Origin of the sequence: Amycolatopsis thermalba (genome assembly GCF_003385215.1) — a bacterium.
Classification (GTDB): Bacteria; Actinomycetota; Actinomycetes; order Mycobacteriales; family Pseudonocardiaceae; genus Amycolatopsis_E; species Amycolatopsis_E thermalba.
In genome coordinates this window covers 72,695-85,447 of record NZ_PQHW01000006.1, presented here as the reverse complement: position 1 = coordinate 85,447, position 12,753 = coordinate 72,695, and the positions used below count along the sequence as shown (strand labels likewise).

Here is a 12,753-nt window from a genome sequence, read left to right as displayed (position 1 = left end):
CGGAGCGGTCCCTTTTTCCATCCGGAGTTACCGTGATCGCGTGGACGACAAGGTGCGGGTTCGCGAGGAACTGGATCTCACCGGCGCCCGGTGGCAGGCGACCGGAGGTGAGCTGGAGTTCGCGCACGTCGAGCACACCGACGGCCTCGTCTACACGGCGCTGCGCAAGGCGACGGACCCGGACGGCACGGTGCTGGTCTTCACACCGTCCGAATGGGACGCTTTCGTGGCCGGCGCCCGCGACGGCGAGTTCCACGACCTGGCGGGCCTGACCGCCGACTGACCGGCCGCCGTCAGAGCACGAGTTCGGCCAGTCGCCGCCAGCCGTCCAGGGGCAGGCCGGGTTCGCCGGTGATCACCTGCACGCACACGTGGTCCGCGCCCGCGTCGAGATGGGCCTTGACCCGGCCGGCGATCGCCTCCTCGCCGACGGCGATGACCGACTCGACCAGCCGGTCGCTGCCCGCGAGGTCGTCGTCGGTGAAGCCGAGGCGCTTCAGGTTGACCCGGTGGTGCTCGGTCCGTTCGAGGTAGAAGCCCACTTCCGCGCGGGCGATGTCCAGGCCGCGCGCCCGGTCCAGCACCACGCCCTGCTCCACCGCGAGGTAGGCGTCCGGCCCCATGATCTCCCGTGCCAGCGCGGTGTGCTCGGGTGGCACGAAGTACGGGTGGGCGCCGTCGGTGCGTTCGGCGGCCAGCCGCAGCATGCGCGGTCCCAGGGCGGCGAGCAGCTTGCGCGGCGGTGGCACGGGCTCGGGGCTGGTGAACTCCGCGGCGTCCATTTCGTCCAGGTACGCCCGGATGCTCTCGACGGGACGCGCGCCGCGCGCGTGCCCGCCCAGGCCCAGGGTGAACCGGCCGGGATGGGCCTCGGCCAGGGTGCGCGCCCCGCCCGCGACACCGGCCGGGCTGCGCCGGTCGAAGCGGGCGACGCCGGTGGCGACCGTGATGCGGGACGTCGCACCCAGCAGCAGTGCCGCCTGGGTGAGCGCCTCGCGGCCCGGGTACTCGCCGAACCACAGGCTGTCGAACCCGAGTTCCTCGATCTCGGCGGCGGCCTCGCGCACCTGGCCGATCGGCGCGGCGTCGAAGGAGAAGGTCCAGATGCCGACGCTCACGCGGCCACCCCCAGCAGCGCCGGCGCGAGCCGCGTCAGCTGGTCCACCGCGCCGGGCAGGTCCGTCCCGGTGGGGGCGATCAGCACCTGATCGGCCCCCGCGTCCAGCTGTTCCCGCACCCGCCGCGCGATCGCCTCCTCGTCGCCCCAGGCGACGGCCGCGTCCAGCAGCCGGTCGGACACCTCGTCGTAGCCGGAGTCCCGCCACCCACGGGCATAGGCCTCGACCTGCAGGATCTGGCTCACCGTCGCCCGCGCCTTCGCGCGCGCCACCGCGGGATCGGTCTCCAGCAGCACCGACTGGTGCGGGATCAGCAGCTTGCCCGGCCCGAGGATCTCCCGCGCGAACGCCGTGTGCTGGACGGGCATCGCGAACGGGTGCGCGCCGTCGGCGGCGTCCCGGGCCAGCTCCAGCATCCGCGGCCCGATCGCCGCCAGTACCCGGGGGAACGGTTCGGCCGGCGGGTTCGCCGCCGCCTCTTCGTCCATCCGCGACAGGTAGTCCCGCATCCCGCGCAGCGGTTTCGCGAACGACTGCCCGAGGTTCGCGGCCTGGAAGGGGTGCCCGATCCCCAGGCCGAGCACGAACCGCCCGGGATGGGCCTCGGCCACGGTGCGCGCCGCGGCCTGCGCGGTCACCGCGGGCCGCGACCACACGTTCGCGATCCCCGTACCCACGGTGATCCGCCCGGTCGCGCCGAGGAAGACCGCGGACCGCGCGAACGCGTCCCGCCCGCCGACGGTCTCGCCCATCCACACCGAGGCGTAGCCGAGCGCGTCGAGCCGCGCCAGCTGCTCCCGTTCCACCTCGGCGGTCGCCGGGCGACCGCCGTAGAGCCAAACACCGACTGAAGTCATCGGAATCCTTTCGGAGGGGTCCTCCGGTTCACTCTACGGAGGCAGCCTCCGGATTGTCACGCCTAAAGTGGATCGTGATGAACAGCACCCGTCCCCTCCGCGCCGACGCCCGCCGCAACTACGAGCGGCTGCTGGCGGAGGCGCACACGGCGTTCGCCGAGTCCGGCGTGGACGCCTCGCTGGAGGAGATCGCGCGCCGGGCCGGGGTCGGGATCGGCACGCTCTACCGGCACTTCCCGACCCGGGAGGCGCTGCTGGTCGCCCTGCTCGGCGAGCGGTTCGACGCGCAGGCCCGCACCGCCGAAGAACTCCTCGAAGACCGGGACCCGCTCGCCGCCCTGCGCACCTTCGCGCGGAGCCTGCTCGACGCCGCCACCACGTTCCGCGGCCTCGCCGACGCGACCGCCGGCGCGCTCGACGACGAGACCTCCGACCTGCACGCCGCCTGTGCCGGGATGCGCGCGGCCGTCGCCCGGCTGGTCGCCCGCGCGCAGGAATCCGGTCAGCTGCGCGCGGACCTGAAGCCCGACGAGGTGTTGCTGATGGTGCACGCGGCGGGCTGGGCCGGTGAGCACGCCGGTGACCCGGACCGGCTTCTCGATCTCGTCTTCACCGGCTTGCGCTCCCGTTGAGAACCCCGGTGAGCAGCGCGACTAGACTCGCGGGCGTCGTTTGAGCCCAGCCGCGTCCACGGGAGCCCCATCGTGACCAACCCCAGCAAGCCGGTCGTCCTCATCGCCGAAAAGCTCGCTCCGTCCACGCTGGCCGTGTTCGGCGACGAGGTGGAGGTCCGGCACGTGGACGGCACCGACCGCCCCGCGCTGCTGGAGGCCGTGAAGGCCGCCGACGCGCTGCTGGTCCGCTCCGCGACCAAGGTGGACGCCGAGGTGCTGGCCGCGAGCACGCGCCTGAAGGTCGTCGCCCGGGCCGGGGTCGGCCTGGACAACGTCGAGGTCCCGGCCGCCACCGAGCGCGGTGTGCTCGTGGTCAACGCGCCGACCTCGAACATCGTCTCGGCCGCCGAGCACGCCGGGGCGCCGCTGCTGGCCGTGGCCCGCCGCATCCCGGCCGCCGACCAGAGCCTGCAGGGCGGCGCGTGGAAGCGCAGCTCGTTCAGCGGGGTCGAGCTGAACGGCAAGACCGTCGGCGTGGTCGGCTTCGGCAAGATCGGCCAGCTGTTCGCCGCGCGCCTGGCCGCGTTCGACACCAAGATCGTCGCCTACGACCCCTACGTCTCGGCCGCCCGCGCCGCCCAGCTCGGCGTCGAGCTGGTGAGCCTGGACGAGCTGCTCCAGCGCGCCGACGCGATCTCGATCCACCTGCCCAAGACCCCGGAGACCAAGGGCCTCATCGACGCCGAGGCGCTGAAGAAGACCAAGCCCGGCGTGATCATCGTCAACGCCGCGCGCGGTGGCCTGGTCGACGAGGAGGCGCTGGCCGAGGCCATCCGCAACGGCCACGTGGGCGGCGCCGGCATCGACGTGTTCGTCACCGAGCCGACCACCGAGAGCCCGCTGTTCGGCCTGCCCAACGTCGTGGTCACCCCGCACCTGGGCGCCTCGACCGCCGAGGCGCAGGACCGCGCGGGCACCGACGTCGCCCGGTCGGTGCTGCTCGCGCTGCGCGGCGACTTCGTGCCGGACGCGGTCAACGTCGCCAGCGGCGGTGTGGTGGGCGAGGAGGTCCGCCCGTACCTGCCGCTGACCCAGAAGCTGGGCACCGTGCTGGCCGCGCTGAGCCAGAAGGCGCCGTCGGCGGTGACCGTCGAGGTGCGCGGCGAGCTGTCGTCGGAGGACGTCAGCGTGCTGTCGCTGGCCGCGCTGCGGGGCGTGTTCTCCGGCGTGGTCGAGGACCAGGTCACGTTCGTCAACGCGCCGCGCCTGGCCGAGGAGTTCGGCGTGCGCACCGAGATCGTCACCGAGCCGGAGAGCCCGAACTGGCGCAGCCTGGTCACCGTGCGCGCGGTGCACGACGACGGCAGCGTGCTGTCGGTGTCGGGTTCGGTCACCGGCAACAACCAGGTGGAGAAGCTGGTCGAGGTCAACGGCCGCCACTTCGACCTGCGCGCCGAGGGCCACATGCTGCTCCTGGAGTACCCGGACCGCCCGGGCATCATGGGCCGCGTCGGCACCCTGCTGGGTGAGGCTTCGGTCAACATCGAGGCGGCGCAGATCAGCCAGACCACCGACGGGTCGGACGCGGTGATGATCCTGCGCGTCGACCGCGAGGTCGACTCCCACCTGTTGGAGCCGATCGCGGCGACCGTCGGCGCCCGCACGATCCGCGCCATCACGTTCGCGTAACGCGGAGTACCTCCCAAAGTCGGATTACTCCGATCCGCTCTAGGCTTTCCGCCGGGGCACGGGCTAAGTTCGCACCCTCGCCTTGATCCGGAGTGAGGGTGCGAACAAGCATGAGAAACAGGACCCGGCGGTCGCTCGCCGCCGTCTTCGCCGCCGCGCTCGCCGCGACCGGTTTCGCGTCGGGCAGCGCGGCGGCCCAGGACGAACCGCTCGCCGCGGGCAAGCCCGCGGCCAAGGTCGCCGACGACGGCCTGCGCGGCAAGCTGTCCCCGCGTCTGGCGTCGGCCTCGGGCCGGACGACCGCGTTCATCGAGCTGACCCACCAGCCCGCGGTGGACGCCTTCAACGCCGAGCTCGGCGCCGGCAAGGACCGCGCCAAGCAGGCGGCGAACAACGCCAAGGCAGGGGTCGCCGGGGTGGTGAACTCCGTGCTCGGCCAGCTGCGTTCGCTGGACGCCGGCACCGAGGTCCTGTACTCGACCGCGAACGCGGTGCCCGGTGTGGTGGTGACCGCCGACGCCGCGAAGATCCGCGAACTGGCCGCCCGGCCCGACGTCGCGTCGATCCGCACGGTCGTGCCGAAGACGCGCAGCAACAACAGCGCCGCCCAGCTGACCAACACGCTCACCGCGTGGCAGCAGACCGGCCGCCTCGGCGACGGCATCAAGGTCGGTGTCATCGACGACGGCATCGACTACACCCACGCCGACTTCGGCGGCCCCGGCACGAAGGCGGCCTACGACTCGGTCGACCGGGCCGCGCCGACGCCGCTGTTCCCCAACGCCAAGGTGGTCGGCGGCACCGACCTCGTCGGCGACGACTACGACGCCGGCACCGAGGGCGCGGACACCCCCAAGCCGGACCCGAACCCGATCGCGTGCGGTGAGCACGGCACGCACGTCGCCGGCACCGTCGCCGGGTACGGCGTCAACGCCGACGGCAGCACCTTCACCGGCGACTACTCGAAGCTCACCGCCGACTCGCTGAACGCGATGAAGATCGGCCCGGGCATGGCGCCCAAGGCCTCGCTGTACGCGATCAAGGTGTTCGGCTGCGAAGGCTCCACCGACGTCACTTCGCAGGCTCTGGACTGGGCGCTGGACCCGAACGGCGACGGTGACTTCGACGACCGCCTCGACATCGTCAACCTGTCGCTGGGCAGCGACTTCGGCGCGCCGGACGACCCGGACTCGCTGTTCGTGCGCAAGCTCGCCGCGAACGACGTCCTGTCGGTCATCGCCCAGGGCAACGGCGGTGACCTCTACGACGTCGGCGGTTCGCCGGGCAACACGCCGGAGGCGCTGACCGTGGCGTCCAGCCGGGACGTCTCGGTCCTGCGGGACGCGGCGGACGTGACCGCCCCGGCCGGGATCGCCGGCCCGAAGGGCGGCCAGTACAGCCAGAACTACACCGGCTACGACACCCTCGACCGGACCGCCGCGGTGGCGAAGCTGTCGTCGGCCAACGCCGATGGCTGCGCGCCCTACTCCGACGCCGACAAGGCCGCCGTCGCGGGCAGGTTCGCGTGGCTGGAGTGGGACGACAACGACGCCACCCGCGCCTGTGGTTCGGCCGTGCGCGCCAACAACGCGCAGGCCGCCGGCGCCGCCGGGGTCCTGCTGTCCTCGGGCCTGGAGCACTTCGCCGCCGGCATCGCGGGCAACTCGGCCATCCCGATGTTCCAGTTCACCGCCTCGGCGACCAGCCAGATCCGCCCGGCGCTGGACGCGGGCACGCTGACCGTCCGCCTCTACGGCGCCGGCCGCGCGAGCCTGCAGACCTACGACCCGGCGATCGTGGACACCCCGAGCTCGTTCACCTCGCGCGGCGTGCGCGGCCCGGCCGTCAAGCCGGACGTGTCCGCGCCCGGTGACACGATCTCGTCGGCCCTGCGCGGCAGCGGCAACAACCGCACGGTCCTGTCCGGCACGTCGATGGCCACGCCGCTGACCGCGGGCGTCACCGCGCTGCTGCGGCAGGCGCACCCGGACTGGTCCGTCGAGGAGATCAAGGCCCTGGTGATGAACACCGCCGGGCACGACATCGTCGCCGACGGCAAGACCTACGCGCCGCAGCGCGTCGGCGCCGGCCGGGTGGACACCCAGGCCGCGCTGAACGACCAGGTGCTGGCCTACTCGCGGGACGACCGGGGCGCGGTCAGCGTCACCTTCGGCACCGTCGAGGTGGACCGGCCGACCACGCTCACCAAGACCATCCAGGTGGTCAACAAGGGCACCAGCTGGGCCCGCTACAACGTGGCGTACGAGGGCATCACCAACCTGCCCGGCGTGCAGTACCAGCTGTCGGACCGCTCGGTGACGGTGCCGCCGCGGGGCACCGCCTCGGTGCGCGTCACGCTGCGGATCACCGATCCCACGGCGCTGCGCAAGGTCATCGACCCGACGGTCGCGACCGAGCAGGCCGGGATGGCCCGTCAGTTCGTCGCCGACGCCTCGGGCCGGGTCGTGCTCAGCCCGCCGCCCGGCGGCAACACCCCGTCGCTGCGCGTGCCGGTCTACGCGGCGCCGAAGCCGGTGTCGTCGATCGACACCCCGCGGTCGCTGAACTTCACCGGCGACACCGCGCGGTTCACGCTCACCGGCCGCGGCGTCGACCAGGGCACCGGCAGCCAGCGCTACGAGTCGCTGATCAGCGTCCTGGAGCTGCAGGGTTCCTCGCCGCGGCTGCCCGAATGCCGGGGCAGGCTGACCGACGGCTGCACCATCAACGAGACCGCCAAGGGCGGTGACCTGCAGTACGTCGGCGCCGCGTCGACCATCGCCCAGTCGCGGCGGGAGGGCCACGCCGACCAGGCGCTGCTCGCCTTCGGGATCTCGACCTGGGGCAACTGGGCGAACCTGGGCAGCAACACGATCCCGTTCGTCGACATCGACACCACCGGCGACGGGGTGCCGGACTTCGAGTCCTACGTCACCAAGGCGAGCGGCACCGACGTCTGGCTGGTCAACACCGTCGACCTGAACGCCGCGGGCTTCCCGAGCGTGGACATCCAGGCGGTCAACGGACAGCTCGGGGACGTGGACACCAACGTGTTCGACACCAACGTCGTGCTGCTGCCGGTCAGCATCGCGGCGCTGGGCATCGATCCGGACGCGGCCTCGCACAAGATCAGCTACACCGTCGGCACCACCGGGTACTACGTGGCGCCCAGCAGTGCGAACGGGCTCATCGACGCCATCAGCACGCCGATGACGTTCGACGCGCTCGCGCCGGGCTACTCGGTCTCCGGCGCCGTCGGCGCCGCGCTGAGCTACTCGGCGAAGCCGGGCACTGTGCTGGAGGTCACCCGCAACCCGGCGTCGACCGACACGGTGCTCGGGCTGCTCGCGCTCAAGCACCACAACGGCAACGGCAACCGGGTGAGCGTGATCCGGGTGAACGGGGGGTCGTTGGGCTGACGACCGGGGCGAATCCACCGTCCGGGTGTCTCACTTGTCGGGAGATTCCGTCATAAGGGTGGTGCCGCTTCGGCTCGTTGGCGACAGCCGGTAACCTGCCGTCGCTGGAGTATGTGGGCAAACGGGTGCGAACGAGCCCCGTGGCCCTGATCGACGGAGGTGTCTGATGCGGCTGGCGGTGATCCCAGGTGATGGGATCGGACCCGAAGTGATCACCGAGGCCCTGAAGGTACTCGGCGAGGTCGCTCCGACAGTGGAGTACACGAACTACGACCTCGGCGCGGCCCGCTGGCACGCCACCGGCGAACTGCTCCCCGAGTCGGTTCTGGGCGAGCTCCGGCAGCACGACGCGATCCTGCTGGGCGCGGTCGGCGACCCGACCGTGCCCAGCGGGATCCTGGAGCGCGGCCTGCTGCTGCGCCTGCGGTTCGAGCTGGACCACCACGTGAACCTGCGCCCGGCCAAGCTGTACCCGGGTGTGCGCGGCCCGCTGGGCGACCCGAACGCCGAGATCGACATGGTGGTCGTGCGGGAGGGCACCGAGGGCCCGTACGCGGGCAACGGCGGCCTGCTGCGCAAGGACACCGAGCACGAGATCGCCACCGAGGTGAGCGTCAACACCGCGTTCGGCATCCGCCGCGTGGTGGCCGACGCGTTCAAGCGGGCCGAGGAGCGGCCGCGCAAGCACCTCACGCTGGTGCACAAGACCAACGTGCTGCTGCACGCCGGGTCGCTGTGGTCGCGGATCGTCGAGGAGGTGTCGCTGGAGCACCCGGAGGTCACGGTCTCCTACTCGCACGTCGACGCCGCCACGATCCACATGGTCACCGACCCGGGCCGCTTCGACGTGATCGTCACCGACAACCTGTTCGGCGACATCATCACCGACCTGGCGGCCGCGGTCACCGGCGGCATCGGCCTCGCGGCCAGCGGCAACCTCGACATCACGCGCCGGAACCCGAGCATGTTCGAGCCGGTGCACGGCAGCGCGCCGGACATCGCCGGGCAGGGCATCGCCGACCCGACCGCCGCCGTGCTGTCGGTGTCGCTGCTGCTGGACCACCTGGGGCAGCGCGAGGCGGCCCGCCGCATCGAGGCGTCCGTCGCCTTCGACCTGGCCACGCGCGACCAGGCCAACCCGGGCACCACCCAGGCGATCGGCGACCGCCTGGCCGCCCTGGTCTCGTCGAACGCGCGACCGGTCGCCTGACCGGTTTTTCCGCCGTGGCGGCCATTCCCGATCCGGGGGTGGCCGCCACGGCGTTTTTTGCCCTTTCGCGCGCCGGTGTGGCATGATGCGGGTATGGCTTCATCTTTCGCCGTGATCATTATCGGCAGGCGCGCCGGGTAGTGTCCGCATCGGACACCTGGCGCGCAGACCTCTCGCATCCGCGGGAGGTTTTTTTGTTGCCCGTGAAGCCTCCCACCACGCATAGGAGATGACCGTGACCCGCACGGAGCCAGCCGGACTGCCGCTCGGTGACGACTTCCACCTGTACGACACGACGTTGCGGGACGGTGCCCAGCGTGAAGGCATCTCCTACTCGGTGGCGGACAAGCTCGCGGTCGCGCGTCTGCTGGACGAGCTGGGTGTGGGCTTCATCGAGGGCGGCTGGCCGGGCGCGCTGCCGAAGGACACCGAGTTCTTCGCCCGCGCCGCCGAGGGCGAGCTGATCCTCAAGCACGCCGCGCTCGTCGCGTTCGGATCGACCCGCAAGGCCGGCGCGAAGGCGTCCGAGGACGCCCAGGTGCGCGCGCTGCTCGACTCGCGGGCGCCGGTGGTGACGCTGGTCGCGAAGTCCGACCGGCGGCACATCGAGCGCGCGCTGCGCGTCGACGTCGACGAGGCGTGCGCGATGGTGGCCGATACGGTGTCGTTCCTGGTCGGCGAAGGCCGTCGCGTCTTCCTCGACGCCGAGCACTTCTTCGACGGTTACGCGTTCGACCCGGACACCTCCCTGCGGGTGCTGCAGGCCGGGTACACCGCGGGCGCGGACGTCGTCGTGCTGTGCGACACCAACGGCGGTCAGCTGCCGCTCGGGATCGCCGACACCGTGCGGGAAGTCGCCGCGCGCACCGGCTTCCGGCTCGGCATCCACTGCCAGGACGACACGTCCTGCGCCGTGGCCAACAGCATCGCGGCGGTCCAGGCCGGCGCGACGCACGTGCAGTGCACCGCGAACGGGTACGGGGAGCGGGCCGGCAACGCCGACCTGTTCGCCGTGACGGGGAACCTCGTGACCAAGCTCGGCATGGACGTGCTCCCGACCGGGGCCGAGGCCGAGCTGACCCGCGTCTCCCATGCCCTTGCCGAAATCGCGAACATCGCCCCCGACACCCACCAGGCCTACGTCGGGTCGTCGGCCTTCGCCCACAAGGCGGGGCTGCACGCGAGCGCGATCAAGGTGGATCCGTTGTTGTACAACCACATCGATCCGTCTTCCGTCGGCAACGACATGCGGGTCCTGGTCACCGAGATGGCCGGCAGGGCCAGCCTCGAGCTCAAGGGACGTGAGCTCGGGGTGGACCTTGCCGGCCGGCCGGACGCGGTCACGAGCGTGGTGGCGAAGGTGAAGGAGCTGGAGGCCGAGGGCTGGTCGTTCGAGGCCGCCGACGCCTCGCTGGAACTGCTGCTGCGCAAGGAGGTCGACGGCCCGGCCGAGCCGCCGTTCACGCTGGAGTCGTACCGGGTCGTGCTGGACCACCGCGGTGACGGCGAAGTGGTCTCCGAGGCGACGGTGAAGGTGCACGTGGCGGGGGAGCGGGTGATCGCCACCGCCGAGGGCAACGGCCCGGTGCACGCGCTGGACGCGGCGCTGCGGAAAGCGCTGTCCCCGTCGCTGTCCTGGTTGGACAGCGTCGAGCTGGCCGATTACAAGGTCCGGATCCTGCCCAGCCACCCGGGCTCCGACGCGGTCACCCGGGTGCTGCTGAAGTCCAGCGACGGCGACCAGGAGTGGACGACGGTCGGCGTGCACGGCAGCATCGTGGAAGCCAGCTGGCTCGCGTTGTGCGACGCGCTGGCGCACAAGAGCTCCCGCTGCTGAGGCGGGACTCGCCTCCCTGCGCTCGTCGTGCGTGAGCCGCCACGGTGGTGCCGTGGAGCCGTGGCGGGCAATCCTCGACGACCTCCCGGACAACGCCACGCGGCTCACGGACGAGCCACTCGTGCTGACCGAGAAGTTCGACCCCGTGACCTTCTTCGCGGGACGGGGAGGTGTGGCTCCGCGCGCCGGATGCGCGGCTACCGGGGTGGTCCAGCGAGTTCGCCGCGCGCTGGCGCTGACCGCGGCGCGTTCCCCGTCATGGCAAGCGGTTCCCGGCAGGCGCACCGCCGCGCTCGACGCCCTCGTGGCGGCCTGGCCGGCGGTCGCCGAGGGGGTGCCGTTCGAGGAGTGGCGCCGCATGCGACACCGTCGTGGCCACCAACACCGTCCACTGCGCCGCGGACAAGGAGATGGCGCTGCGCCGGCTGGGTGACATGATCACCGGCGGCGGCCGGCTGGTCCTGGCCGAGGGCACGAGCCCGACGACGTCCGAGGGCATCCCGTGGGCGCTCGACGTGCTCTTCGCCGCCGCCGACGGCTGGTGGGACCGCGGCGGCTTGCGCAGCCGGTGGGAGTGGCTGGACCTGTTGCGCGCTGCCGGCTTCCGCGAGCCGGGTTTCGCCGTCCTGCACGCGGGCCACCACGACCTGGGTGGCGTGGTGTGGGCGTCGAAGTGAGGTGTCAGTCGAACCGGACGAACGAGCGGAGGGTGCCCGGGCCGTAGTCGCGGATCTCGGTGTAGCCGAGGGATTCGTAGAACGCGCGCTGGGCCGGTTCGTCGTCGGTGAGCAGCACCTTCTGCCGGACCGCCGCGTAACGGTCGAGCACGGCCCGCACCAGGAGCCGACCGATGCCGCGGCGGTGTTCTCCCGGGTGCACCAGCACGTCCTGCAGGTAGCAGATCGTCGCGTCGTCGGACAGGGCGCGGGCCAGGCCGACCAGGCGTCCGGCGCGGCGCGCGGTGACCACATAGGACGAGCCGGCGATCGCGGCGCGCAGCAGCTCGGGATCCCGGGTGTAGGCCGACCAGCCCACGGAGTCGTACAACGCGAGCAGTTCGGCGGCGGCCGGGCCCGGTTCTTCCGCGACGAGGAGGTCTGCCACACCTCGATCATGGCGGTTCCCAGGCCGCCGTGCCCGGGTGGGGGCGGCTGACTAGGCTGGGTGCGTGCGTCTAGCTCGAGTTGCTCATGCCGGTGGGGTCGCCTTCGCTTCCGTCGACGGCGACGAGCTCCTGGAAATCGCCGACCACCCCTTCGGACAGCCGAACTACACGGGCAAGCGGTTCTCGCTCGCCGACGTGCGGCTGCTCGCGCCGATCCTCCCGTCGAAGGTGATCGCGATCGGCCGGAACTACGCCGAGCACGCGGCCGAGTTCGGCAACGAGGTGCCGGAGTCGCCGATGATGTTCCTCAAGCCGTCGACCAGCGTCATCGGGCCGAACGCCGCCATCAAGCTGCCCGCCGCGTCGCAGCGGGTGGACTTCGAGGGCGAGCTCGCCGTGGTCATCGGACAGCCGATCCGCAACGTGAAGGCCGCCCAGGCCCCGGCGGCGATCCTCGGCTACACGATCGCCAACGACGTCAGCGCGCGGGACCTGCAGAAGTCGGACGGCCAGTGGGGCCGTGCCAAGGGCTTCGACACGTTCTGCCCGCTCGGCCCGTGGATCGAGACCGCCGTGGACGCGTCCGACCTGGCCATCCGCACCGAGGTCGACGGTGAGCTCAAGCAGGACTCGCGGACTTCGCTGCTGATCCACAAGATCCCGGAGCTGGTGGAGTTCGTGTCGGGCGTGATGACCCTCCTGCCCGGGGACGTCATCCTCACCGGCACGCCGGCCGGGGTCGGGCAGATCACGGACGGACAGACGGTGTCGATCACGATCGAGGGCATCGGAACGCTGACCAACCCGGTGCAGAACGCCTGAGCAAGGCCCAAAAGTGGAGCCGGATGGTCGTCCCGGAGATCTTTCCCTGCGCTTCGCGCGGGGGGCGCCTACGGCGCCGGAA

The 12,753-nt window shown here is 71.9% G+C and carries 11 protein-coding genes; 8 read left to right on the top strand and 3 right to left on the bottom strand.

The features are described from left to right. Positions 1–40 precede the first annotated feature (40 nt). A complete protein-coding gene (locus D0D15_RS04530) occupies positions 41–283 on the top strand; it encodes a DUF397 domain-containing protein (protein ID WP_094007401.1) in 243 nt (80 codons plus the stop codon). 10 nt (positions 284–293) lie between these two features. Here the strand turns inward: D0D15_RS04530 and D0D15_RS04525 are convergent, their stop codons facing one another. Together D0D15_RS04525 and D0D15_RS04520 are read right to left on the bottom strand one after the other, a co-directional pair. Next, positions 294–1,118, bottom strand: coding sequence for a TIGR03620 family F420-dependent LLM class oxidoreductase (locus tag D0D15_RS04525; RefSeq protein ID WP_094007400.1), 825 nt, complete (start codon positions 1,116–1,118; stop codon positions 294–296). Continuing rightward, positions 1,115–1,975: a TIGR03620 family F420-dependent LLM class oxidoreductase gene (locus D0D15_RS04520; RefSeq protein ID WP_094007399.1), complete on the bottom strand. Its 861-nt coding sequence runs from the start codon at positions 1,973–1,975 to the stop codon at positions 1,115–1,117. Before D0D15_RS04520 ends, D0D15_RS04525 begins: the two co-directional genes overlap by 4 nt. Before the next feature lie 77 nt (positions 1,976–2,052). Here D0D15_RS04520 and D0D15_RS04515 point away from each other — a divergent pair, with 77 nt between their 5' ends. The 6 genes from D0D15_RS04515 (at position 2,053) to D0D15_RS04490 (ending at position 11,421) form a co-directional block, all read left to right on the top strand. After that, positions 2,053–2,607 carry a TetR/AcrR family transcriptional regulator gene (locus tag D0D15_RS04515; RefSeq protein ID WP_094007398.1) on the top strand — a complete coding sequence of 185 codons (555 nt, stop codon included), beginning with the start codon at positions 2,053–2,055 and terminating at the stop codon, positions 2,605–2,607. Between the two features lie 72 nt (positions 2,608–2,679). After that, positions 2,680–4,278 carry a phosphoglycerate dehydrogenase gene (gene serA, locus D0D15_RS04510; protein ID WP_115944256.1) on the top strand — a complete coding sequence of 533 codons (1,599 nt, stop codon included), beginning with the start codon at positions 2,680–2,682 and terminating at the stop codon, positions 4,276–4,278. Positions 4,279–4,388: 110 nt separating this feature from the next. After that, on the top strand, positions 4,389–7,697 hold the full coding sequence (locus D0D15_RS04505) for a S8 family serine peptidase (protein ID WP_094007396.1): 3,309 nt from the start codon (positions 4,389–4,391) through the stop codon (positions 7,695–7,697). A 166-nt stretch (positions 7,698–7,863) separates the two neighbouring features. Then, a complete protein-coding gene (locus D0D15_RS04500; protein WP_094007395.1) occupies positions 7,864–8,907 on the top strand; it encodes a 3-isopropylmalate dehydrogenase in 1,044 nt (347 codons plus the stop codon). Between the two features lie 235 nt (positions 8,908–9,142). Beyond that, positions 9,143–10,744 (top strand): citramalate synthase, encoded by a 1,602-nt coding sequence (gene cimA / locus D0D15_RS04495; protein WP_094007450.1) that lies wholly within the window; start codon positions 9,143–9,145, stop codon positions 10,742–10,744. A 371-nt stretch (positions 10,745–11,115) separates the two neighbouring features. Next, positions 11,116–11,421, top strand: coding sequence for a hypothetical protein (locus D0D15_RS04490; RefSeq protein WP_094007394.1), 306 nt, complete (start codon positions 11,116–11,118; stop codon positions 11,419–11,421). Between the two features lie 4 nt (positions 11,422–11,425). Here D0D15_RS04490 and D0D15_RS04485 read toward each other — a convergent pair whose 3' ends face one another. Then, a complete protein-coding gene (locus D0D15_RS04485) occupies positions 11,426–11,848 on the bottom strand; it encodes a GNAT family N-acetyltransferase (RefSeq protein WP_094007393.1) in 423 nt (140 codons plus the stop codon). Positions 11,849–11,912: 64 nt separating this feature from the next. Between D0D15_RS04485 and D0D15_RS04480 the strand changes: the two genes are divergently transcribed. Continuing rightward, on the top strand, positions 11,913–12,671 hold the full coding sequence (locus D0D15_RS04480) for a fumarylacetoacetate hydrolase family protein (protein ID WP_094007392.1): 759 nt from the start codon (positions 11,913–11,915) through the stop codon (positions 12,669–12,671). The last annotated feature ends 82 nt before the right edge of the window (positions 12,672–12,753 follow it).